Origin of the sequence: Caballeronia sp., from assembly GCF_049581465.1 — a bacterium.
Lineage (GTDB): Bacteria > Pseudomonadota > Gammaproteobacteria > Burkholderiales > Burkholderiaceae > Caballeronia.
This window is the reverse complement of the sequence record NZ_JBAUSA010000285.1, coordinates 1-21,780: the sequence shown is the minus strand read 5'-3', so window position 1 is coordinate 21,780 and position 21,780 is coordinate 1. Positions and strand designations below refer to the sequence as shown.

At 59.4% G+C, this 21,780-nt stretch carries 21 protein-coding genes, 1 tRNA gene and 1 pseudogene; 12 read left to right on the top strand and 11 right to left on the bottom strand.

Features of this window, described 5'->3' with window-relative positions:
* Positions 1-7: 7 nt before the first annotated feature.
* Together cls and WCA53_RS07140 are read right to left on the bottom strand one after the other, a co-directional pair.
* Complete coding sequence (gene cls, locus WCA53_RS07145) at positions 8-1,279, bottom strand: cardiolipin synthase (protein WP_423907392.1); 1,272 nt, start codon at positions 1,277-1,279, stop codon at positions 8-10.
* A gap of 114 nt (positions 1,280-1,393) precedes the next feature.
* Entirely contained in the window at positions 1,394-1,837 is a 444-nt protein-coding gene (locus WCA53_RS07140) for a MarR family winged helix-turn-helix transcriptional regulator (protein WP_423907368.1), read from the bottom strand.
* A gap of 132 nt (positions 1,838-1,969) precedes the next feature.
* On the opposite strand from WCA53_RS07140, the gene WCA53_RS07135 reads away from it, so the two are divergent.
* Positions 1,970-3,511: a DHA2 family efflux MFS transporter permease subunit gene (locus tag WCA53_RS07135; protein WP_423907365.1), complete on the top strand. Its 1,542-nt coding sequence runs from the start codon at positions 1,970-1,972 to the stop codon at positions 3,509-3,511.
* A 34-nt stretch (positions 3,512-3,545) separates the two neighbouring features.
* Here the strand turns inward: WCA53_RS07135 and WCA53_RS07130 are convergent, their stop codons facing one another.
* Complete coding sequence (locus WCA53_RS07130; RefSeq protein WP_423907363.1) at positions 3,546-4,052, bottom strand: M48 family metallopeptidase; 507 nt, start codon at positions 4,050-4,052, stop codon at positions 3,546-3,548.
* 81 nt (positions 4,053-4,133) lie between these two features.
* Positions 4,134-5,381, bottom strand: coding sequence for an NRAMP family divalent metal transporter (locus WCA53_RS07125; RefSeq protein ID WP_423907361.1), 1,248 nt, complete (start codon positions 5,379-5,381; stop codon positions 4,134-4,136).
* A gap of 533 nt (positions 5,382-5,914) precedes the next feature.
* On the opposite strand from WCA53_RS07125, the gene WCA53_RS07120 reads away from it, so the two are divergent.
* Entirely contained in the window at positions 5,915-6,988 is a 1,074-nt protein-coding gene (locus tag WCA53_RS07120) for a VIT1/CCC1 transporter family protein (protein ID WP_423907389.1), read from the top strand.
* A 97-nt stretch (positions 6,989-7,085) separates the two neighbouring features.
* Here WCA53_RS07120 and WCA53_RS07115 read toward each other — a convergent pair.
* Positions 7,086-7,162, bottom strand: a tRNA-Pro gene (locus tag WCA53_RS07115).
* Positions 7,163-7,193: 31 nt separating this feature from the next.
* Positions 7,194-7,346 (bottom strand): annotated as a pseudogene (locus tag WCA53_RS07110) (octaprenyl diphosphate synthase); the annotation flags it as partial.
* Between the two features lie 528 nt (positions 7,347-7,874).
* Here WCA53_RS07110 and WCA53_RS07105 point away from each other — a divergent pair.
* The gene (locus WCA53_RS07105; protein WP_423907359.1) at positions 7,875-8,540 is read left to right on the top strand and encodes a class I SAM-dependent methyltransferase; all 666 of its coding nucleotides are present in this window, start codon (positions 7,875-7,877) and stop codon (positions 8,538-8,540) included.
* A gap of 309 nt (positions 8,541-8,849) precedes the next feature.
* Here the strand turns inward: WCA53_RS07105 and WCA53_RS07100 are convergent, their stop codons facing one another.
* Complete coding sequence (locus WCA53_RS07100; RefSeq protein WP_423907356.1) at positions 8,850-9,842, bottom strand: polyprenyl synthetase family protein; 993 nt, start codon at positions 9,840-9,842, stop codon at positions 8,850-8,852.
* A gap of 266 nt (positions 9,843-10,108) precedes the next feature.
* On the opposite strand from WCA53_RS07100, the gene rplU reads away from it, so the two are divergent.
* From rplU to proB, 4 genes are all read left to right on the top strand, one after another.
* Positions 10,109-10,423, top strand: a complete 315-nt coding sequence (gene rplU, locus WCA53_RS07095; protein ID WP_031360733.1) for a 50S ribosomal protein L21 — start codon at positions 10,109-10,111, stop codon at positions 10,421-10,423.
* Between the two features lie 43 nt (positions 10,424-10,466).
* Positions 10,467-10,727, top strand: coding sequence for a 50S ribosomal protein L27 (gene rpmA / locus WCA53_RS07090; RefSeq protein WP_423907352.1), 261 nt, complete (start codon positions 10,467-10,469; stop codon positions 10,725-10,727).
* A gap of 160 nt (positions 10,728-10,887) precedes the next feature.
* On the top strand, positions 10,888-12,024 hold the full coding sequence (gene cgtA / locus WCA53_RS07085; RefSeq protein WP_423907350.1) for an Obg family GTPase CgtA: 1,137 nt from the start codon (positions 10,888-10,890) through the stop codon (positions 12,022-12,024).
* A 38-nt stretch (positions 12,025-12,062) separates the two neighbouring features.
* The gene (proB, locus tag WCA53_RS07080; protein WP_423907348.1) at positions 12,063-13,181 is read left to right on the top strand and encodes a glutamate 5-kinase; all 1,119 of its coding nucleotides are present in this window, start codon (positions 12,063-12,065) and stop codon (positions 13,179-13,181) included.
* A gap of 52 nt (positions 13,182-13,233) precedes the next feature.
* Here proB and WCA53_RS07075 read toward each other — a convergent pair whose 3' ends face one another.
* Positions 13,234-13,794 (bottom strand): CNP1-like family protein, encoded by a 561-nt coding sequence (locus tag WCA53_RS07075; protein WP_423907346.1) that lies wholly within the window; start codon positions 13,792-13,794, stop codon positions 13,234-13,236.
* A 156-nt stretch (positions 13,795-13,950) separates the two neighbouring features.
* Positions 13,951-14,601, bottom strand: coding sequence for an RNA pyrophosphohydrolase (locus WCA53_RS07070; protein WP_423907386.1), 651 nt, complete (start codon positions 14,599-14,601; stop codon positions 13,951-13,953).
* A 229-nt stretch (positions 14,602-14,830) separates the two neighbouring features.
* Here WCA53_RS07070 and WCA53_RS07065 point away from each other — a divergent pair, with 229 nt between their 5' ends.
* Positions 14,831-16,567: a proline--tRNA ligase gene (locus WCA53_RS07065; RefSeq protein WP_423907344.1), complete on the top strand. Its 1,737-nt coding sequence runs from the start codon at positions 14,831-14,833 to the stop codon at positions 16,565-16,567.
* A gap of 2 nt (positions 16,568-16,569) precedes the next feature.
* Entirely contained in the window at positions 16,570-17,175 is a 606-nt protein-coding gene (locus tag WCA53_RS07060) for a MarC family protein (RefSeq protein ID WP_423907341.1), read from the top strand.
* A gap of 85 nt (positions 17,176-17,260) precedes the next feature.
* On the opposite strand, the gene WCA53_RS07055 is transcribed toward WCA53_RS07060, so the two are convergent.
* Both WCA53_RS07055 and ffh read right to left on the bottom strand, forming a co-directional pair.
* Positions 17,261-17,812: a hypoxanthine-guanine phosphoribosyltransferase gene (locus WCA53_RS07055; protein WP_423907339.1), complete on the bottom strand. Its 552-nt coding sequence runs from the start codon at positions 17,810-17,812 to the stop codon at positions 17,261-17,263.
* A gap of 112 nt (positions 17,813-17,924) precedes the next feature.
* Positions 17,925-19,292, bottom strand: coding sequence for a signal recognition particle protein (gene ffh / locus WCA53_RS07050; RefSeq protein WP_423907337.1), 1,368 nt, complete (start codon positions 19,290-19,292; stop codon positions 17,925-17,927).
* A gap of 153 nt (positions 19,293-19,445) precedes the next feature.
* On the opposite strand from ffh, the gene WCA53_RS07045 reads away from it, so the two are divergent.
* The 3 genes from WCA53_RS07045 to ampD are packed head-to-tail and all read left to right on the top strand — an operon-like array spanning position 19,446 to position 21,294.
* On the top strand, positions 19,446-20,351 hold the full coding sequence (locus WCA53_RS07045) for a cytochrome C assembly family protein (RefSeq protein WP_423907335.1): 906 nt from the start codon (positions 19,446-19,448) through the stop codon (positions 20,349-20,351).
* A 41-nt stretch (positions 20,352-20,392) separates the two neighbouring features.
* The gene (locus WCA53_RS07040; RefSeq protein WP_423907333.1) at positions 20,393-20,716 is read left to right on the top strand and encodes a PP0621 family protein; all 324 of its coding nucleotides are present in this window, start codon (positions 20,393-20,395) and stop codon (positions 20,714-20,716) included.
* On the top strand, positions 20,713-21,294 hold the full coding sequence (gene ampD, locus WCA53_RS07035) for a 1,6-anhydro-N-acetylmuramyl-L-alanine amidase AmpD (RefSeq protein WP_423907331.1): 582 nt from the start codon (positions 20,713-20,715) through the stop codon (positions 21,292-21,294). The genes WCA53_RS07040 and ampD overlap by 4 nt, the downstream gene beginning before the upstream one ends.
* Positions 21,295-21,780: the final 486 nt, after the last annotated feature.

The window sequence follows — 21,780 nt, the reverse complement described above, 5'->3', positions numbered from 1 at the left end:
AAGAAGCCTAAAGCTGCCAGTCCAGGAGCGGCACCACTTTTTCGATCAACTTCTCAAGCATCGGCCGGTGCAGCCAATCCTGATGCGTGACGAGTAGCGATCGTTCGATATCGGCATCGAAGATCGCAACTTGCTCGCGTGCAAACTTGCGATCGTAGACATTGAGGTTGGCTTCGTCGTTGAGCTTGAAGGAGCGGCTATCGAAATTAGTCGATCCTACGGACACCAGATAGTCGTCCACCACCAGGATCTTGCAGTGGAACATGGTCGGCTGATATTCGTAGATTTCGATACCCGCCGCAAGCAGGTCGCCCCAGCAGGCACGCGACGCCTCGCGGACCGTGTGGGTATCGATACGCTTGCCCGGCGTCATGATCAATACGCGCACGCCGCGTCGCGCCGCCTCCACCAACGCGTTGATCGCAAGGCCGTCCGGGACGAAATAGGCGCTCGCGAGGTGAATGCTGTTCGTCGCCGCGGTGATCGCCATGAGATACATGAGTTCCATGTCGTCGGCGCCGTGCGTCGGCGAACTGCTGAACATGTGCGCGACGCCTTCAGCGTGTTCGCGCTCCGGGACTTCGGGAAAGTACATCCGCCCGTGCAGCACGTTGCCGGTCGACTTGATCCAGTTGTCCATGAACACGGCCTGCATATGCCCGACGACCGGCCCTTCCACGCGAAAATGCGTGTCGCGCCAGTGCTTTTCATCCTGCGCGTGGCCCGTCCATTCTTCGGCTATCCCGACGCCTCCTGTAAAGCCCACGAGCCCGTCGATCACGAGCAACTTGCGATGCGTCCGGTTGTTCATCCGGCCGAGTCCGGTCCAGTGCGGCTTGTGAAATTGCACGACCTCGGCGCCGGCCTGGCGCAATTCCTCAAGGTATTTTCGATCCATTTTCTTGCAGCCCACCCAGTCGAGCAGCACATGCACCGGGACGCCTGAACGCGCTTTCTCCGACAACGCCGCGGCAAACTGAGCGCCGATCTCGCCCGACCAGTAGATGAACGTTTCGAACGTGATGCTCTGCGTGGCCGAGCGGATGGCGTCGAGCATGGAGGGGAAGATCTCGTCGCCGTTCAGGAGCACGCGATATTGATTTCCCGACGTGACGGGCGGCCCGAGGAGGAGGCTCATGGACCGGATGAATTGCGGGTCGTCGCTGGAATACAGGCGCTCGATGTTGTGCTCGACCTTCTTTTCCCCGCTCACGAAATTCGCGAGGATCGCCACGACGACCAGCGTAGCGGCGACCGAAAGTGTGATGGCAAGCAGCATGAGCATGGCGGTGTCCAAAGGTAGCGCGCATCGACAAGCGGGGAATGCTGTCCATGGCAAGCAGGGCAAACCGTGCAAAGCACCCAATAGCAGGTGCCAACACCGACACACCACTTACCGATCCACGATCGTACTCAGGTTCGCGCGTACGCGCCGCAGCAGCGCGATCAACTGCTCGCGTTCGTCGGCGTTGAGGCCGGCAAGGGCCTCGGTGGCGATCGCGTCGCCCACCCGGCGCGCCCTGACAAGCGCGCCTTCCGCTTTGGGCGTCATCCGCACGGTGCGTTCGCGGCGGTCATCCGGATTCGGCATGCGTTCAATCCAGCCGCCTTCCTCCATCCGGTCGAGCAGTCGTCCCGCCGATATCGGTGCGACGTCGAGCATGTCGGCGAGCCGTGCCTGGCTCATCTCGCCGAAATGCGAAAGGTACGCGAGCGCACGACATTGCGCTCGCGTGAGATCGAGGGACGACTTCGCGAGTTCGTCGAAACGCCTGCTGCACAAGCGTCCCACGTCCGAAACCAGAAAGCCGAAGCGCTTGTCGAGATGCGTTTGCATGCGGCGATTATACGAAACCTGCGCGCGCACCCGGGTGTGCGGGTTTCCACGTAGTTCAGGCAGCCGATTTCATGTGTTGTGGTAAGTATAATAATAAGCATGCTTATCATTGAGTCGCGCACCGGGCCGTAAATGTCTTCTGAAACAATGCCGGCGAGCGCCGCCGGTACGCCGCTCAACCGGCCCATGTTGACCCTGTCGATCATGCTGGCCACGCTGATCCAGACACTCGACAGCACGATCGCGAACGTGGCGTTGCCGCACATGCAGGGGACGCTCTCCGCGTCTCAGGATGAAATTACGTGGGTGCTGACCTCGTATATTGTCGCGGCCGCGATTGCCACGCCGCTCACCGGCTGGCTCTCTGACCGCCTGAGCACGAAGCGCCTGCTCCTCATCTCTATCGGCGGCTTTACGATCGCTTCGGCCCTATGCGGGTTATCGGAGACACTCGGGCAGATCGTCGCTTCGCGCTTGCTGCAAGGCATTTTCGGGGCGTCCCTCGTGCCCCTGTCGCAATCGATCCTGCTCGACATCAACCCGCGCGAAAAACAAGGCCAGGCGATGGCCGTCTGGGGTATGGGTGTGATGGTCGGCCCGATTCTCGGACCGACGCTCGGCGGCTGGCTCACCGACAGCTACAACTGGCGCTGGGTATTTTTCATCAACGTGCCGGTTGGCGCGTTCGCGCTTTTCGGCGTGCTAACCTTCCTGCCGGCGCGCGCGGCCAAGCACGGCGTCAAGTTCGATGCCTTCGGTTTCGCCACGCTGGGTCTTGCGATTGGCGCTTTCCAGGCCATGCTCGATCGCGGTGAGCAACTCGACTGGTTCGGGTCGATGGAAATTCGTATCGAGGCGTTGGTGGCGGCGCTCAGTTTTATCTTTTTTGTCGCGCATACGGCGACGGCCGGCAAGCGCTCGTTCTTCAAGTACGAGTTGTTGAAGGACCGCAATTTCGCGACTGGCGTGTGCTTCATCTTCGTGATCGGCGCTGTGATGTATGCCACGCGCGCGCTCTTGCCGCCCATGCTGCAAAACCTGATGAATTATCCCGTTGCCACGACGGGCCTTGTCACTGCGCCGAGCGGCGTTGGCACGATGATCGCCATGCTGGTCGCGGGGCGCTTGCTCAAGCGTGTCGATGCGCGGCTGTTGTTGCTTGCCGGCTTTCTGATCTCGGCGTTCGCCCTCTGGCAGATGATGCAATACACGATCGTGCTGTCGGTTTCCGATATTGTCTGGCCCGGCGTTATCCAGGGCTTCGGTCTCGGTTTTGTGTTCGTGCCGTTGAGCGCGTTGTCGTTTTCCACGCTGACCCCCGAGCTCCGCGCCGATGGCACCGCCACGTATAGCCTGATGCGTAATATCGGCAGCAGTATTGGCATTTCGATTGTGCAGACTCTGATTACCCGCAATACGCAGGTCGCACACGCTGATCTCGCGGCCAACGTGAATATGTTCAATCCGTCGATGCAGTCGATGCTAGCCAGCGGATCGCGCCTCGACATGGCGATGATGGATCAGTCGATCAACCAGCAGGCGCAGATGATTGCGTATCTGAACGACTTCAAGCTGATGTTCGTCGCGACCTTGCTCGTGGTGCCACTGGTGTTGCTGATCCGGCCGGCCAAGAAAATCGCTGGGGATATGCTTGCGCATGCGGCGGCGGATTAGAGCGGGGGCGTCGAACACGTCGAACAGGCCGCCCTCACGGTGCGACTTTGCGTTCGAGATCGCGCTGCGTGAGATAAACGCGCAAGTCGAATTCGATCTGGTGATAACCCGGCTGCATGAACTCGCACAGGCGATAAAACGCCTTGTTGTGGTCGCTTTCCTTCAGGTGCGCGAGCTCATGCACGGCAATCATCTTCAGGAACTCCGGCGGCGCTTCCTTGAAAAGCGACGCCACGCGAATCTCTTTTTTCGCTTTCAACTTGCCGCCTTGCACACGCGAAATCGCCGTGTGCAGTCCAAGCGCGTGACGCAGGACATCGAGCTTGGCGTCGTAGACGACTTTATCGATAGCCGGCGCCACGCGCAGGAATTCCTGCTTCAGGTCGGCGACGTACAGATACAGCGCGCGGTCGGACTGCACGGCGTGCCTATGCGGATAACGATCGCCGATATACGCGCGAAGCCGGTCATCGGCGATCAGTTTTCGGACTTTGTCTTGAAGCGCTTCCGGATACGCGCTTAGATATTTCAGAGGAAGCATGGTGGGGCGGTGGTTGGCGAAGGTACCCGGCAGCATTGTAGCGGGCGGCTGTTCACGACAACCTCTTCCGAATAGCGCGTCTCAGGCAATAAAGCCTAGCCACGCACCAAGAAAGCCGGCTGCCGAGACGACCGCTGCGATGCCCGAGACAAGCCACAGGTAAGCTCCACGCGGTCGATGCTGACTAGGCAGTGCTCGCACGCTTAGCGCAATGAGTAACCCAATCACCAGCGGCAGCATCAACGCATTGACCACTTGCGCCGCAACGTTCAACGAGACGAGGTTCGGCGCTAGCCAGACGACGTAGGCGCTGCCGGCGACGGAGGCCACATACACTCCGTAGAACCCTGGCGCAGTCGCGGGACGGTCTTCAAGCGACCGTCGGTACCCTGCCACTTCGCCCAGCCCCCAGGCGAGCGACAGCGAGCAAACAATGGCTGCTACCAGCGATGCGCCAAGCACGCCGGCACTGAACAGGACGCGCCCGGCGTGAGGACCGACTACAGTTGCAAGGGCCGTGCTGATTTCGCCCACACTTTGCAACGTGCTGGGTCGACCGTGTTCCCACAGCGTCGCCGCAGCCGCCACAAGCACTGCGGCCGTCAACAACTGCGTGAGGACCGCGCCAACGGCCGTTTCGGCGCGAGCTGCCGCGTAGTCCCGCGCAGTGAATTTCTTATCCGCTACCGCCGCCTGTTGATAGAACACCATCCATGGATTGAACGTCGCGCCAATCAGCGCCGCCGCGAGATACCCAAACTGGCGATTTCCCAGGGGTAGGTTACTCATTTGCCCGAACATGTCGTGGATATCCGGGTGCGTCTTCCATGCAACAACGAAAAACGCCAGTTCGAAGGCGCCGATGATGATTGCGACCTTGTCTACACGCTTATGCGAGCCGGTCAGCACGACGCCTATCAGCGCTACGACGGCAAGCGGCAAGGTAACGGACCGCGAAACGCCAAACATCTCGCCTACGCCAGCCACCCCCGTGAACTCTGTCACTAGCGAGCCAAGCACTGCTATCACCAGTCCGATTGCGGATATCCACGCCCATAACGGGCCGAAGTGCGCGCGGATGAGTTCGCCGTGCCCGCGCCCGGTGAAAATTCCAAGGCGGACCGTGAGTTCCTGCACCATGTAAAGCAGCGGGATGAGCCCAAGGAGCACCACCAGAAGCTGGACGCCCCATTGCGCACCGGCCTGCGCTGCTGTTACGACATTCCCGGCATCGCAGTCAGCGAGCATGACGAGCAGGCCGGGTCCCCATAGAGCAACCCAACGCAGACGGGGCGAAATCTTCAGTTTGAGCAGCGAGGAACCAGCCATGCGTTTTGAAAGGAAGGGGAGGTAGGATTGCGCGACCGATTGTAGCGTGCCCTATAGGGTGGGCTGATGGGCGACACCCATCAACGACGCTAAACGCTCCGGTAGCAGGGCACGCCGCCGATACCGCTAGGGCTTTGACGCGCTGATCAGCGCGGTAATGAAATTTCGAGGGGAGTTGAGATGTATCCGTACGTCGTCTTGGGTTGTGGACTTGGCCTGGCTTTGCTGATTGCAATTTGGGGAATCTGGAACCTCAGATAACTCAAGGAGCGCGGGCGCTTGATGGTGAGCGCGGTTGTTGTGCGGCCAAAGTAACGGTCCCAGCCTTCCACGCCATCGTCAGGTGCGGAACAAACGTAGTGCAAGTGCGAATGAGTGCCCTTGTTGTTCGCAACAAAAATCATGCGTGGGGCCTTTGTCCTGTGGGTACGGGAACCACCTACACTCGTGCGGTGACACTTAGGACCACTGCGCTCATGACACAAGACCACAAGAAAGATGTCAAACGGTTCCGCGCTAACCTGCGGGACGAAATGGACGGTGCCGCACTCTATGAAGAACTTGCGGCGGCAGAGTCGAACTCAGGCCGACGCGACGTCTTCCTGCAGTTGGCACAGGCGGAACGGGAGCATGCGGAACTATGGCGCACCAAGCTTCGGGAGCGAGGTATCCGCGCGCCGGTCGCCAGAGCGTCGTTCAAGACAAGTACATTGCGTTTGTTCATACGTCGGTTTGGCCCCCGGTTCGTTCTTCCGGCTCTGGCTGCCGCTGAGTTCGCGGACCGCGACAAATATGCAAACCAGCCGGATTCACTGGGCCTTTCCGCCGATGAACACAGTCATGCGGCGGTCGTGGCGGCAGCAGCGCAAAGAGGCTCCTCCGGGGGGGTGACGGGCGCGGAAATCGCCCGGGCGGAGTCATGGCATCGGGGAGCTTCGGGCAATGATCTGCGGGCCGCCGTGCTCGGCGCCAATGATGGCCTGGTATCGAACTTCTGTCTCATCATGGGCGTGGCTGGCGCCGGGTCTTCCAACAAAGTCATTCTTCTGACGGGGCTTGCGGGTCTCATTGCCGGCGCTTGTTCCATGGCGCTCGGCGAATGGCTTTCGGTGACTAATGCGAGGGAGCTTGCGACGACTCAAATCGCACGCGAAGCTGAGGAACTTGAGCACACGCCCGAGGCTGAGCAGCGGGAATTAGCGCTTATCTATCAGGCAAAGGGACTTGATAAGGACGAGGCGCATCGGGTTGCCGAGCAGATAATGCGCAATCATGACAACGCGCTCGATACGCTCACGCGAGAAGAGTTGGGTATCGACCCGGACGAGCTTGGAGGCAATCCATGGAGTGCGGCCGGGACGTCCTTTGGACTCTTCACGTTGGGCGCAATATTTCCCGCCATGCCCTTTTTCTGGCTTCATGGTCTCGTTGGCATTGCGACCAGCGTCACGCTGAGTGTCCTGGGCTTGGCGATCATCGGCGTGGTCACGTCGCTGTTCAACGGCCGAAGCCCTTGGTTTTCCTCGGCGCGGCAAGTCGCCATCGGTTGTATCGCCGCAGCCTTCACTTATGGCGTGGGTGCGCTGCTCGGGGTGTCGATGTTATAGCGGGTGTTGCTGACGGGGGGCTTCTGCCGATGGCGTCGTTAACGAAAAACCGCCCAGCAAGCTGGGCGGTTTTTGCCTTGAGTTTCCAAGGGAATTCTGGTCGGGGTGAGAGGATTCGAACCTCCGGCCTCTACGTCCCGAACGTAGCGCTCTACCAGGCTAAGCTACACCCCGAATGTTCACTCCTGTACGGTTCGTTTCCTTTTCAGGACTGACTCGCCGTCGAGTAAGAATGTGATTCTAGCAGGCTATTTTTGAAAATGGAATCCGGAAACGAAGAAATTGCAGTCGCGGCTGCTCGAGCCTCCTGTCATCCGCATTTCAACGTCTGATCAAGCGCGCCTAACTGCGTGGTTGCCGGTTGCCTCGAAGCGCTGTTGATGGGCCCAGATGGACTGCTCCGGAACGGTCAATCGAAGACCGTCTCGCCAGCTACGCTAATTTGCCGTCTTTGTTCGGTGCGTTTCAGGCAGTTCGCGCTCGTCTGGCTTCATTATCACTGTGACGGTTTACCCCTACCAATTAAACCGCGGATTAAACATATTGTCAGCCTCACCGAGAAAACAATACCTGATTGTTCGAGGCCGGTTGCGGTATATAAGATGACTTCCCCGCGCTAGTGGGCCTGGATATTGCTGGCAAATCGCCGGTGGCGTTGCAGGGTGTCGGCGCAAGCCGACGTTACGAGTCGCGTGACTTGATCTAAATGTCTACGAAATCAGGCGTTTGAAGATCACCGTGCTGACTGGTAGGGCGCTATGAATTTACCCAAAGTACTAAGGTCGAACGGATACAGTTGATTGCGAATAACCAGCTTGCTGGTTTTATATTGATGCGCGTGCGTTGTTGATTGGTTGATTTCCAAATACGATATTAGAAGGCCGCTATGTTTAATACTAAGAGGAGACGAAATAATTTTATAGTCCTTGGAAAATCCCTTAAGCCGCCGATTAATAGGCTCCCGCCCGCTGCGATCAAGGCCAGGATCCTGACGCCGAGCGAGGCCGTGATCTCGGATAAGACGTGGGACCAGGAGTACGACTCCGGCAAGTGGGATTATCTATCCACGACACAGGAGTTCGGCCGGTACAGTGTGATTTCGGGGTATTGCGAACACCTCAAACCTGGGGCGCGCGTCCTGGACGTCGGATGTGGCTCGGGTATCCTCGCACATTGGCTTTCCAGTGCTGGAATATCCAGCTATGTCGGTGTCGATCTCTCGGCAGTCGCCATCGAGCAGGCGCGCCGGTCGAACTTCCAAGGAGCGGAGTTCGATGTGGCCGATGCCTCTATTTTCGAAACCTCGCGGGTGTTCGACGTCATTGTCTTCAACGAGATGCTGTATTACCTAAAAACCCCTGAGAAACATGTTCGCCGAATCGCGCGCGCTCTTGCTCCCGACGGGATACTTATCGTCAGTATTTGGTATCACCCCGAGGGAATAAGGGCATGGAAGAGGCTCGAGGGTGGATTCGAGGAGCTTGATCGTGTCCGTATCGTGCATGTCCCGTCACGAAATGAATGGGATCTGGCCGTGCTAAAGCCCCGATAAATCTATTGCCTAATCCATAGATGGATTTATTTATATTATTTTGTGGCTGTCGCATCGCGCAGTGGTTTTAATTTGCTGGCGCGGTTGAGGCCATCGTAAAATAAAATCCGCAAGACTAAATCAAATTAATGTACTGCCCAGTCTACTGGAGTGCTGATTTAACCGCAGCGGATTGCGATCGCTGGATTGTTAAGCGAAATACGGCGGGGTGCGCCCATTTTTGCATGCGGTCGTTAATGTCACGACCTAGTGCGCTGTCTGGCTGAGCTACACCCCGAAATGTTCACTCCTGTCCCGTTCGTATCCTTCTCAGGACTGTCTCGCCGTCGAGTAAGAACACAGTTCCAGCAGGCTATCTTTGAAAATGGAATCCGGAAACGAGGAAATTGCATTCGCGGCCGCTTGTGCTTCGTGCCGCGCGCATTTCAACGTGTGATCAAGTGCGCCCGACTTCGTGATTGCTTCGAAGATGGTGTCGAATTTGTCGGTGCCGCCGTGCTCGATCGCTTCCCGCGCGAGCGCCGCCTGTTCGGCGGAGCCATGCTCCATCAAATAGATAAGCGGCAAAGTTGGTTTGCCTTCGCGCAGGTCGTCGCCGGCGTTCTTGCCCATGGACTCCGCCGTGCCTGTGTAGTCGAGCCAGTCGTCCATGATCTGGAATGCCGTGCCGATACGCCTGCCGAACTCCGCCGCCGCCGCTTCGGTCTTGGGATCGGAGCCGGACAGCACTGCACCGAGTTGCGCCGCCGCTTCGAACAGCTTCGCCGTCTTGTAGCGAATCACCTGCATGTAGCGCGCTTCGTCTACATCCGGGTCGTGCATGTTGAGCAACTGCAGCACTTCGCCTTCGGAGATCACATTGGTCGCGACCGACAAGATCTCCATCACGCGCATCTTGCCCACGCCCACCATCATCTCGAACGAGCGCGAATATAGAAAGTCGCCGACCAGCACGCTCGCCGCGTTGCCAAATAACGCGTTGGCGGTTTTGCGGCCGCGCCGGAGATCGGATTCGTCGACGACGTCATCGTGCAGCAGCGTAGCCGTATGGATGAACTCGACAACGGCCGCCAGTTCATGGCGATGCCCGGTCGTGTCGCCGAGTGCGCCGGACACGAGCAACAACAGCGCGGGCCGCAGGCGCTTGCCGCCAGCGCCGATGATGTACTCGGAAATCTGGTTGATCAGCATCACTTCGGATGCCAGGCGCTGCCGGATGACGCGATTGACCTGCTGCATGTCCTCGGCGATAGGCTCGAGCACGTTGGCGGCGTTTGGGGAGGAAATGGCAGTGGACGACATGATCGGCAATTAGGATAGTGCCGCGAATTATAAGGCGAATCGGCCGCTCAACGCCGTTTAGCGCGTCTGGCCGCCTTGCATCCAGCCTCTATGGCCCTACTTCGACGGCGAAATCAGGATATCGGCGCATGCGGCTTGCAGCACGCGTGAACGGAGGCGCTCCTTTTCGCGATGAACGGGAGCTTTGACTGCGCGCCTAACTCTCTGTATAATCACGCGTTTTCGCGCACGGTGTGCGGAAAAATGAATTCAGAGTGAGGTTCTCAATGTACGCGGTCATAAAAACCGGTGGCAAGCAGTATAAGGTTGCTGTCGGCGAAAAATTGAAAGTAGAACAGATACCGGCAGACATTGACGCTGAAATCACGCTCGACCAGGTTCTCGCAGTAGGCGAAGGTGAATCGATTCAGTTCGGTGCACCGCTGGTCAGTGGGGCTTCCGTCATAGCTACCGTCGTGTCCCAGGGTCGTCATAAGAAGGTTACGATCTTCAAGATGCGTCGCCGGAAGCACTACCAAAAGCACGCTGGCCATCGCCAGAACTATACCGAACTGCGTATCGACGCAATCAACGCCGCGTAAGCGTCGTCGAGTCGATTAAGCTAAACGGTCAAGGAGCTATTAAATGGCACACAAAAAAGCAGGCGGGTCATCCCGCAATGGTCGCGACTCTGAATCAAAGCGCCTCGGCGTGAAGGTTTATGGCGGCCAGGCTGTCAACGCAGGCGGCATCATCGTTCGCCAGCGCGGCACGCGCATGCACCCGGGCGAAAACGTCGGCATGGGCAAGGATCACACCTTGTTTGCGCTGACTGACGGTCACGTCACGTTTTGCACGAAGGGCGCAGCAAAGAAGCATCTGGTCAACGTCGTCCCGGCTGCCTAAGGTTCATCAAGGCACGGGCTTCAGGACCGGAAAAGGCCCCGCGAAGTTCGCGGGGCTTTTTTTATTGGCATCGGATATTAGTTACTAGTAGCGCGTGACCAGCATCGGCTGGTCGCGGCAAAATAGCGGAACACCGCTGAAACACGGGACGGAGCAACTCATGAAGTTCATTGACGAAGCGAGAATTGAAGTCATCGCCGGCGACGGAGGTGATGGCAGCGCGTCGATGCGGCGCGAGAAGTTTGTCCCGTTCGGCGGCCCGGACGGCGGCGACGGCGGTCGCGGTGGCAGCGTCTATGCTGTGGCCGACCGTAATATCAACACGTTGATCGATTACCGGTACGCGAAGAAACACCAGGCGCGCAACGGCGAAAATGGTCGCGGCGCGGACTGCTACGGCAAGGGCGGCGACGACATTATCCTGCGCATGCCGGTCGGCACGATCATCGCGGATACGGAAACGGGCGAGTTGATCGCCGATCTGACCGAGCACAACCAAAGCGTGCTGATCGCGCATGGCGGCGCGGGCGGCCTGGGCAATCTGCACTTCAAGTCGAGCACGAATCGCGCGCCGCGTCAGAAGACCGAAGGCAAGCCCGGCGATCGCCGCATGCTGCGCCTCGAGTTGAAAGTCCTCGCCGATGTCGGTCTGCTCGGCATGCCAAACGCCGGCAAATCGACCTTTATCTCGTCAGTATCCAACGCACGGCCGAAGATCGCCGACTATCCGTTCACCACGCTCGCGCCGAATCTCGGCGTGGTGCGAGTGGGCCCGGAAAAGAGCTTCGTGATCGCGGATATCCCTGGCTTGATCGAAGGCGCGGCGGAAGGCGCGGGCCTGGGCCACCGCTTCCTGCGCCATTTGCAGCGCACGGGCGTGTTGCTCCATCTGGTGGATCTCGCACCGTTCGACGACAACATCGATCCGGTTCAGGAAGCACGCGCCATCGTCAACGAATTACGCAAATACGACGAAGCGCTTTATGAAAAGCCGCGTTGGCTGGTGCTGAACAAGCTCGATATGGTGCCGGACGACGAACGCAAGGCGCGCGTGGCCGACTTCGTCAAGCGATACGAATGGGACGGCCCGGTGTTCGAAATTTCGGCGCTGACAGGGCAGGGTTGCGAAAGCCTGACTTACGCCATCTTCGATTACATCTCGAAGAACTCGGACGCGTCGCGGGCTGCAGAAGCGGAAGATCTTGCCGCCGACGTTCGTTTCCGCGACGAAACAGTCGCGCCGCCGCCCCCGGCTCCTGAAGTTGAAGAAGACGACGAAGACGAAGACAAAGAATAAGCAGCAGGTTCGTGATTCATTCAGGAGAAATGCGTCAGATGCGTTCCGTCATAGCCTCTTCAAAGCGACTCGTCGTCAAAGTGGGATCGAGCCTTGTCACGAATGACGGACGCGGCCTGGATCACGCGGCCATCGCCCGCTGGGCCTCGCAGATTGCGGCGTTGCGCGCGCAGGGCAAGGAAGTCGTGCTCGTGAGTTCGGGCGCGATTGCCGAGGGGATTCATCGGCTGGGCTGGACCAAGCGGCCACGCGAAATCGATGAATTGCAGGCCGCCGCCGCCGTTGGGCAAATGGGTTTGGCGCAGGTGTACGAGAGCAGTTTCGGCAAGCACGGTATCCGCACCGCGCAAATTCTCCTGACGCACGCAGATCTTGCCGATCGCGAACGGTATCTGAATGCGCGCTCCACGCTGTTGACCTTGCTGCGTCTTGGGTGCGTGCCGATCATCAACGAAAACGACACCGTCATCACCGATGAAATCAAGTTCGGCGATAACGACACCCTTGGCGCGCTGGTGGCAAATCTAATAGAAGGCGATGCGCTGATTATTCTCACCGATCAGCGTGGCCTTTTCACCGCCGATCCGCGCCGCGATCCGACGGCTACACTCGTCGAACAAGCCGATGCGGGTACGCCGGAACTAGAAAGCATGGCGGGCGGCGCTGGATCGAGTCTGGGCCGCGGCGGCATGCTGACCAAGATACTGGCGGCCAAGCGCGCGGCGCACAGTGGAGCGAACACGGTGATCGCGAGCGGGCGGGAGTCGGATGTCCTGACGCGGCTGGCTTCTGGCGAAATGATCGGCACCCAATTGATCGCGCGCACTGCGCGCATCGCGGCGCGCAAGCAATGGATGGCGGATCATTTGCAGGTGCGTGGGCATGTCGTGATCGACGAAGGCGCGGTCGAAAAGCTCACTGGAGGCGGAAAGAGCTTGCTGCCGATTGGTGTTGTCGATGTGCAAGGCGCTTTCGCGCGTGGCGAAGTGATCGCGTGCATGAGTCGGGGCGGTCAGGAAGTGGCGCGCGGCATCACGAACTACAGCAGTTCCGAAGCGCGGCTGATCCAGCGACGGCCCAGCGGGGAGATTGAAACGGTGCTCGGCTATATGCTCGAACCCGAGTTGATTCATCGGGACAATCTGGTCTTAGCCTGAGAAGGGAAGGGGTTAGGGCGCCCACCACCCTCTACCCCCAAGCGCAGCTCCCTCACTTATACGAGTTGGTCGAAGTCGCCGTGCGCCCGTACTTCATATTCGAGAGAATCTGGCTCGCCGATCCCGTTGGTAGCTTGTTCGCGCAGAAGTAATCCTGGTACAGCGCGGCGTGATACGCGTTCAACTCGCCGTTCTGGATGCGACGGAAATCGTTCGCCACCGTACGATCCCAACCCTTCTGATCTTCTTCAATAGTCGCGTACAGCCGCCATTCGTACGTATCGCAGCGAATTCCCTCGTAATTCACATTGCGCGCGCCGGCCGGGCTCGTCACCACGACGGTGTACCGGACCACGCCGTCGTCGCCGACTGTGAGCGAGTTCTTGTCGATGGAAAAAGTGAGCGGCGTATTCTGCGAAACCGTAAAGCCCTGCAAATTCGCGTCCTGCGGAAGCGCAGGCATCGTGTCGACCTTGTTCTCGACCCAGGTCGACTGGCGGTCCATCAAATAGACAAACGCGCTGTCGGGCTGGTTGGACGGTTTAGAACTGCCGCAACCGGCAAGCACAGTAACGGCTGTGGCGGATACCGCGAACAATGCAATAGCTTTCAATTCTTCATTTCCCGGGGTTGATACACAAGCGGCTGCCTGACATCAGTGCACCTGGCGGTTCACCTGGCAGTGCACCGGCCAACGCAGTGGCTACCAACACAAAACACAAAAAAAGCGGCGTACGCTGTCGCGCCGCCGCTTCTTAAAGACAACGTCCTAGTCACTCGATGGACGTTGCGCGTAAATATGCAGCTCTTCAGTCACCGAGCATTCTGCCTCAACGACACTCCCGCCAGCAGAAACAGACGGCACCTCGATCGTCATGGTCTGAACCATGCGCGGATAACGCGGCCCATGATGCGCCATTCGCTCCGCGCGCTCGGCACGCACGGTCGCACGCCGCAAAAAACGCGACAGCTCCGTGAGCGCGAGTTGATACACATCCCGCTTGAACTCGATCACCGCGTCAAGCGGGACCCAGTACTCATTCCACCGCCAGGCATCGAATTCCGGATGATCAGTCGCACGCAAACAAATGTCACAGTCGCGGCCTACCATGCGTAGCAGAAACCAAATCTGTTTCTGCCCGCGATAGTGCCCGCGCACCTCGCGCTTGATGAACTTGTCCGGCACCTCATAACGCAACCAGTCGCGGGTTCGACCCACGACCTTGACATGCTCCGGAAGCAAGCCGGTCTCCTCGTGTAACTCCCGATACATCGCTTGCACGGGGGTCTCGCCGTACTTGATGCCCCCTTGCGGAAACTGCCAGGAATGTTCACGCAGCCGTTTGCCCCAAAACACCTCATTGCTCGCGTTCAAGAGGATGATGCCGACGTTCGGGCGAAAGCCTTCACGATCCAGCATACAACCACCTTCGAATCCTTTAAAATTGCTTTGATTATAAACAGATAACGGGGCTGGCGCACCGGCACGAACCCGAATTCGGGCGTTCGTTTCGCGTGACGAACGAGTCGTGGAAGAATTTACTCCGCGCTTGATCGCCGTCCCGTCATTCAATCGTTCTATCCGTTTCGCGCGTCCAATGGGCATTGCCCATTCAATCGGCGAGCTCCCGCTTTGGAAAAATTTCTGAATGAAAGCATCTCGTTTCTTTATCGGCACCCTGAAAGAAGCTCCCACAGACGCCGAAATCGTCAGCCACCAGTTGATGATGCGCGCCGGCATGATTCGTCGCGTGGCAGGGGGCATCTATAGTTATCTGCCAGTTGGCCTGCGTTCCATCCGCAAGGTGGAGGCCATCGTGCGCGAAGAAATGAACCGGGCCGACGCGCTCGAACTGCTGATGCCTGCCGTGCAGCCGGCCGAGCTCTGGCAGGAATCGGGCCGCTGGGAACAGTACGGACCCGAACTTTTGCGTTTGAAGGACCGCCAACAACGCGATTTCGTGGTGGGGCCGACGCACGAAGAAGTGGTTACGGATATCGCGCGTCGCGAGATCAAGAGCTATCGGCAGTTGCCGGTGAACTTCTATCAGATCCAAACCAAGTTCCGCGACGAAATCCGTCCGCGCTTCGGCGTGATGCGCGGTCGCGAATTCATCATGAAGGACGCGTATTCGTTTGACCGCGACCAGGCGGGTCTGGCTAAAACCTACGGCAAGATGTTCGATGCCTATGTGCGTGTATTTACGCGTATTGGCCTCGAATTTCGCGCGGTCGCAGCCGATAACGGTTCGATCGGCGGCAGTGGTTCGCACGAGTTTCACGTGATCGCGGACACGGGCGAGGACGCGATCGCGTATTGCCCGACGTCGGATTACGCCGCCAACGTGGAAGCTGCGGAGGCGTTGCCGCTCAACGCCACGCGCGCCGCGCCTGCGGAGGAAATGAAGAAGACCGCGACGCCGGGCAAGGCGAAGTGTGAGGCCGTCGCAGATTTGCTGGGCATTCCGTTGCAACGGACGATCAAGTCGATCGTTCTCGCGACCGAAAACGAAGGTGCGGAAGCGACCATCTGGCTATTGATGCTGCGCGGCGACCACTCGCTGAACGACATCAAGACGATCAAGCTGCCGGGTCTCGCGAATTATCGATTTGCCACCGAAGCCGAAATTGTCGATACATTCGGCACGCCGCCCGGATATCTCGGCCCGATTGGCACGAAGAAGCCGGTCAAGGTGATCGCGGACCGCACGGTCGCGAACATGAGCGACTTCGTGGTCGGCGCGAACGAGGTGGACTTCCACATTACCGGTGTGAACTGGGGCCGCGACCTGCCGGAACCGGAAGTCGCCGACATCCGCAATGTCCTCGCGGGCGATCCATCGCCGGATGGGAAGGGCACGCTTGCGATCTGCCGCGGTATTGAAGTCGGGCATGTTTTCCAGCTCGGCACCAAGTATTCGGAGTCGATGAACGCCACGTTTCTCGATGAAAACGGCAAGCCCGCGCGCATGCAAATGGGCTGTTACGGCATCGGCATCACGCGGATCCTGGGTGCGGCGATCGAACAGAATTTCGACGACAAGGGCATCATCTGGCCCGAAGCAATCGCGCCGTTCGAAGTCGTCCTGTGCCCGATGGGCTACGACCGCAGCGAAGCCGTTCGCGCGGAGGCCGACAAGCTCTACGCCACGTTGCTGGCTGCAGGTATCGACGTGATCCTTGACGATCGCGGCGAGCGTCCGGGCGTGATGTTCGCCGACTGGGAACTGATTGGGGTGCCGCATCGGCTGGTGATCGGCGATCGTGGGCTGAAGGACGGCAAGCTTGAATATCAGGGGCGTCGCGATTCCGAAGCCACGCTGCTACCCGTCGATGACGCCGCCAACGTCGTAATCGAAAAGGTGCGAGCCGCGCTGGCGAAGTAGTCGTGCAGTACAACTTTTTGTCTGCCACGATACTGCTCGTGTTGATCACCGATCCGCTCGGCAACATTCCGCTTTTCATCAACGCGTTGCGCGGTGTTGCGAAGGAACGGCGGCGGATCGTGATCCTGCGTGAAGTCGGGATCGCGTACGGCATCCTGCTGCTGTTCATGGTGGCCGGCGACCGCTTTCTGCGTGCGATGAGCCTGACGGATTTGTCGTTGCGGCTAGGCGGCGGGATCGTACTGTTCCTGATCGCGTTGCGAATGATCTTTCCGCATCCCGATGGCCTCATGGGCGGCGATTCGCGCGGTGGTGAGCCGTTTATCGTGCCGCTGGCGATTCCGGCGATCGCTGGGCCTTCGGCGCTGGCAACGGTGATGCTGTTGACATCGCAATCGCCTGGTCAGATCTTCGAATGGATCGGCGCGCTGACGATCACCATGCTGGTCAGCGCGATCGTCCTGGTGCTCGCGGAGAAGATCCAGCATTGGCTTGGCGAGCGCGCCGTTACCGCATTCGAGCGTTTGATGGGATTGGTGCTGGTGGCTATTTCCGTCGAAATGATCCTGGCCGGGATTCGGACCTTCGTGCATCAGCTTCAGCAATAGCCAATTCAAGAATAGAAAAAGCCGTTTCAACGTCAGTTGAAACGGCTTTTTTGCTGATCACGCGAAACTTCAAGAACTCGACCCTTCAAGCGCCCTCGGTCAGCGCCCGAATGGTCGGCAGGTTTCGCCAATATCCCTTCGCGTCCATTCCGCAACCGAACACGTAGCGGTCCGGAACCTCGAAGCCGCAGAAGTCCGGGCGTAACGGTTTGCTCTTCTCGATCGTTTTCTCGCATAGCACGGCCGAGAGAAATTTCTTTGCACCCATCGCCATGATGCGGTCGCGGATAGCGGCCATGGTCTCGCCTTCGTCCAGAATGTCGTCGAGAACGAGGACTACGCGATCTTTTACCGCTTCCGCTGGCGCCACGCGCCATTCCATCTTGTCGCCGCCTTTGGTCGTGTTCCGATAGCGCGTCAAGTGGATGTAGTCGAACTCCAACGGGAAGTCGAGATGCGGCAGCAACATGCCGGTGAAGACAGCCGCGCCGCCCATCACCGATAAAACCAGCGGAAAGTCGTCGCTCACATCCGCGCCGATGGCCTTGGCCATCCTTTCAATCGACGCGCTGACCTCCTGCGCCGACACGATTTCTTCGGAGTGTTCTAAAACGTGGAGTGCTTCTTCGCGATTCATAGGGCGGCGACGTGTGAGACTGGAAGTGGGCGGCGCGAAAAACGTGGCGGCAAGCGCACCATGATAAACCCGCGTTCCTGGCTGGAAAACGCGGGCTTCAAAAATCACAAACTTAACGCATGCCCGGCATCATGCCCTTCATGCCGCGCATCATTTTTTGCAGATTACCGCCTTTCAGCTTTTTCATCATGCCGCGCATTTGCTCGTACTGATTCAGCATCCGGTTGACTTCCTGCACCTGCACACCCGCGCCGGCCGCGATCCGGCGCTTGCGCTGCGCCTTGATCAGGTCGGGCTTTGCGCGCTCCAGCAGCGTCATCGAATTGATAATGCCTTCCATCCGGCGCATCTGCTGTTCGGCCATGCCCATGTTGGCGCCGGCGGCGGCTTGCTGGAATTGCGCCGGCAACTTGTCCATCAGCGATGACAAACCGCCCATTTTCTTCATCTGCGACAGTTGCGCGCGGAAGTCGTTCAGGTCGAAATCGCCGCCTTTCTTGACTTTGTCGGCGAGTTTTTGAGCGGCCGCGCCGTCCACGCCTTTCTGCGCTTCCTCGACGAGCGCGAGAATGTCGCCCATGCCGAGGATCCGGTTCGCCATCCGGTCCGGATGGAAAACTTCCAGGCCGTCGAGCTTTTCCGCGACGCCAACGAACTTGATCGGCTTGCCGGTCACGTGACGCACGGACAACGCTGCGCCGCCGCGTGAATCGCCGTCGAGCTTCGTGAGCACCACGCCGGTGAGCGGCAGGGCGTCGCTAAATGCCTTCGCTGTGTTGACCGCGTCCTGGCCCAGCATGGCGTCGACCACGAACAGCGTTTCAGCGGGCTTCAGGATTGCGTGAAGCTCGCTGATCTCCTTCATCATGGCTTCGTCGATACCGAGACGGCCGGCCGTATCGACGATCAGCACGTCGTGATAGTGGCGCTTCGCCCAGTCCACGGCCGCGCGCGCGATATCCGCGGGCTTCTGGTCGGGTTGCGACGGGAAAAAATCCGCGCCGACTTGTTCCGTCACCGTTTTCAACTGCTCGATAGCGGCCGGGCGATACACGTCGACGGAAACCGTCAGCACTTTCTTCTTGTGCTTCTCGCGCAGCAATTTGGCGAGCTTGCCGGTCGTGGTGGTTTTACCCGCGCCTTGCAGGCCGGCCATCAGGATGATCGCCGGCGGCGTCACGGCGAGGTTCAACTCGACTGCCTTGCCCTCGTAATCCCCGCCGATGATCGCCGTCAGTTCGCGCTGCACGACGCCGACGAGCGCCTGGCCCGGGGACAGGCTGGAAATAACTTCCTCGCCCAGCGCCTTTTCCTTCACCTTCGCGATAAATTCGCGCACGACGGGCAACGCGACGTCGGCTTCGAGCAGCGCCAGGCGCACTTCGCGCAGCATTTCCTGCGTGTTAGCCTCGGTGAGCCGGGCTTCGCCGCGCAGCGTCTTGACGACGCGCGCCATCCGTGTAGTGAGTGTGTCGAGCATGGGAGCGTGTGGGAATGCGGCCGGGTGGCGACGTCCTGACTGCCCTCCGTGCCTCGCCATGCGAAGCGCGCAGTACGAAACGCGCAATCCGTCGCAATACGAAGGTGGAGGGGGAAGCCGTCGTGGCCTCAGGGCCTAGTGTAAACTTCGAACATGGATATTGTACTGTATGCCCTCACTGTGCTTCTCTACGGCGGCCTCGCCGTAGCGGGATGGCGCGCTCATCGTGATCTGGCGCCCGCTGCCGCGCTGGCCGGCATGCCCTCGGGCGCGCAATTGTCGGAGCGGATGTCGAGGGCGTCGGGCGGGAGCGGGATCGGGCGTGCGCTGCTGGGTGTCGCACTGGTGGTGCACGGCGTCCTGCTGCACACCACCATCTTTCCTCAGAACGCGATGGTGTTCGGTTTTGCCTTCGCGCTTTCCGCCATGTTCTGGCTGGGTGCGGGCATCTACTGGATAGAAAGCTTCTTCTTCCCGCTCGATGGCTTGCGGCTTCTCGTGCTGCCGCTTGCGTGCGTCGCGTCGATCATGCCGCTTATATTCGGCGGCGTGCGCGTGCTCCCGTATGCCGCCGCGCCCATGTTCAAGCTGCACTTCGTGATCGCGAACATTGCGTACGGATTGTTCGCGATCGCCGCCCTTCACGCCGTCCTGATGCTGATGGTGGAAAAGCGCCTGCAGAACATGCGGGGTGTCGCGCGGCATGCGTCCAATGGCTGGCTGTCCAGTTGGCTCGACACATTGCCGCCGCTTCTCACGCTCGAAAAATTGCTGTTTCGATTGATCGGGGCGGGGTTCGTGTTGCTGACGCTCACGCTTTTGTCGGGCGTGGCGTTCAACGAACAACTCGTCGATCGCGCGTTCAAACTGGATCACAAGACCGTGTTCGCCATTCTTTCGTGGCTGATGTTCGGCGCACTCCTGACCGCTCGGCGTGTGTCGGGCTGGCGCGGGCGCGCCGCATTGCGCTGGGTGCTGGCTTCGTTCGCCGCGTTGTTGCTCGCCTATGTGGGCAGCCGCTTCGTGTTCGAAGTGCTGCTGCATCGCGCGGTCGTCTGATTTTCCGGCTTAGGGCCGAAGCCTCCTCTCTTAGTCACGTCATGCGCCAACTTCTTCTGCTGATATTTGTATTCTTCGCGAGCCAGTGGTTTTTCAAAAAGCTGCGGCGCGCTCAGGCGGGTCTTCACACGGGACCTCAAACCGGACCGCAAACCGGACCGCAAGCAGGGCAGCGAACGGCGCCCTCCAGCGGTCCTCGCGCGTCAAGCAACGCGCCACAGCTACCCGATCCGCTTGTGCGCTGCGCCGAGTGCGGCGTGCATACCCCGCGCGGTGAATCGGTCGTTGCCGCGGGGCATCGATTCTGTTCCATCGATCATGCGCAGCGCCACGCGGCTCGCCCGGCAGGAGAAGACGCGCGATGAGCGCAGGTGGTATCGGCAGCGACGGATGGTATTCAACGGCGCAACGCTTGCCATCGCCGAATTTCGAAGCCCGTCCGGAACAGGTCGAGCCGACCCTCATCGTGGTTCACAACATCAGCCTTCCACCCGATGAATTCGGTGGCAACGCGATCGCCGAATTCTTCCAGAATCGTCTCGATCACGACGCTCACCCTTACTACGACCATCTGCGCGGCGTGCGCGTGTCGTCGCATTTCGTGATTCGCCGCGACGGCGCCGTCGAACAGTACGTGTCGTGCAATGAGCGGGCGTGGCACGCGGGCGTGTCGAGCTTCCTCGGCCGCGAGCGATGCAATGACTTCTCGGTAGGTATCGAGCTGGAAGGATCTGATCGATGCCCATTTGAAGCGGCCCAGTATGCGTCGCTCAATGAGGTGGTGCGAGCGCTTGCCAAGCGTTATCCGATCGAAGCGCTCGCCGGTCATTCGGACATTGCGCCCGGTCGCAAGACCGACCCGGGACCGCACTTCGAGTGGCCGCGACTCCAACGCGATACAGCGCTCGCGGCGAAGTACTTCCCTTATCTCGCCGATGAGTGACCGGGCGCGGCAGGCGTCGTCAAATCCCGCTTTTTGAACATCGGCTTGTCTCGTCCGGTTCTGCCTGCTCCGCCAAAAGCTCGTCGATGCCCGCCAAGGTCTCGTGACCGAATTGCATCGCGGCACGTATCGCGCGCTATCCCTTGCCCGACTCTGGCATGTCAAAAGTCAAGCCCATCAACGCAATCATGCTCAAATAAAAGTTTTTGAGACTGTGCGGTTTATCACTATACTTGGTGCTCATAGACGTAAATTGCACTAGATGTTGTGTTGTGAAGGCGGCGCCCGGCTCATAGAGCAGGCGTTGCTTGTTTCTTCAAACCAGCTAAAAAAGAGTAAAAAGCAGTCCGTTTGACGCGTCAAAGCGCTGTCGACCCAATGCACAAGCAGTAGGTCCGCTGGCGTAGCAAGCAGGGATTGCGGTCGCTGGCCGAGGCCGCCTGGACTGCCCGAACGAGGCGGCCTGGCGGACCGGCGACACGCCAA

Bases quoted from the DNA above. Each gene is read 5' to 3' on its own strand.
- WCA53_RS07125 (WP_423907361.1), bottom strand. From the start codon at position 5,381: ATGGCTGGTTCCTCGCTGCTCAAACTGAAGATTTCGCCCCGTCTGCGT.
- cgtA (WP_423907350.1), top strand. From the start codon at position 10,888: ATGAAGTTCATTGACGAAGCGAGAATTGAAGTCATCGCCGGCGACGGA.
- WCA53_RS07105 (WP_423907359.1), top strand. From the start codon at position 7,875: ATGTTTAATACTAAGAGGAGACGAAATAATTTTATAGTCCTTGGAAAA.
- cls (WP_423907392.1), bottom strand. From the start codon at position 1,279: ATGCTGCTTGCCATCACACTTTCGGTCGCCGCTACGCTGGTCGTCGTG.
- WCA53_RS07130 (WP_423907363.1), bottom strand. From the start codon at position 4,052: ATGCTTCCTCTGAAATATCTAAGCGCGTATCCGGAAGCGCTTCAAGAC.
- ffh (WP_423907337.1), bottom strand. From the start codon at position 19,292: ATGCTCGACACACTCACTACACGGATGGCGCGCGTCGTCAAGACGCTG.
- WCA53_RS07040 (WP_423907333.1), top strand. From the start codon at position 20,393: ATGCGCCAACTTCTTCTGCTGATATTTGTATTCTTCGCGAGCCAGTGG.
- WCA53_RS07100 (WP_423907356.1), bottom strand. From the start codon at position 9,842: ATGTCGTCCACTGCCATTTCCTCCCCAAACGCCGCCAACGTGCTCGAG.
- rplU (WP_031360733.1), top strand. From the start codon at position 10,109: ATGTACGCGGTCATAAAAACCGGTGGCAAGCAGTATAAGGTTGCTGTC.
- ampD (WP_423907331.1), top strand. From the start codon at position 20,713: ATGAGCGCAGGTGGTATCGGCAGCGACGGATGGTATTCAACGGCGCAA.
- WCA53_RS07140 (WP_423907368.1), bottom strand. From the start codon at position 1,837: ATGCAAACGCATCTCGACAAGCGCTTCGGCTTTCTGGTTTCGGACGTG.
- rpmA (WP_423907352.1), top strand. From the start codon at position 10,467: ATGGCACACAAAAAAGCAGGCGGGTCATCCCGCAATGGTCGCGACTCT.
- WCA53_RS07055 (WP_423907339.1), bottom strand. From the start codon at position 17,812: ATGAATCGCGAAGAAGCACTCCACGTTTTAGAACACTCCGAAGAAATC.
- WCA53_RS07065 (WP_423907344.1), top strand. From the start codon at position 14,831: ATGAAAGCATCTCGTTTCTTTATCGGCACCCTGAAAGAAGCTCCCACA.
- WCA53_RS07120 (WP_423907389.1), top strand. From the start codon at position 5,915: ATGGACGGTGCCGCACTCTATGAAGAACTTGCGGCGGCAGAGTCGAAC.
- proB (WP_423907348.1), top strand. From the start codon at position 12,063: ATGCGTTCCGTCATAGCCTCTTCAAAGCGACTCGTCGTCAAAGTGGGA.
- WCA53_RS07045 (WP_423907335.1), top strand. From the start codon at position 19,446: ATGGATATTGTACTGTATGCCCTCACTGTGCTTCTCTACGGCGGCCTC.
- WCA53_RS07070 (WP_423907386.1), bottom strand. From the start codon at position 14,601: ATGCTGGATCGTGAAGGCTTTCGCCCGAACGTCGGCATCATCCTCTTG.
- WCA53_RS07135 (WP_423907365.1), top strand. From the start codon at position 1,970: ATGTCTTCTGAAACAATGCCGGCGAGCGCCGCCGGTACGCCGCTCAAC.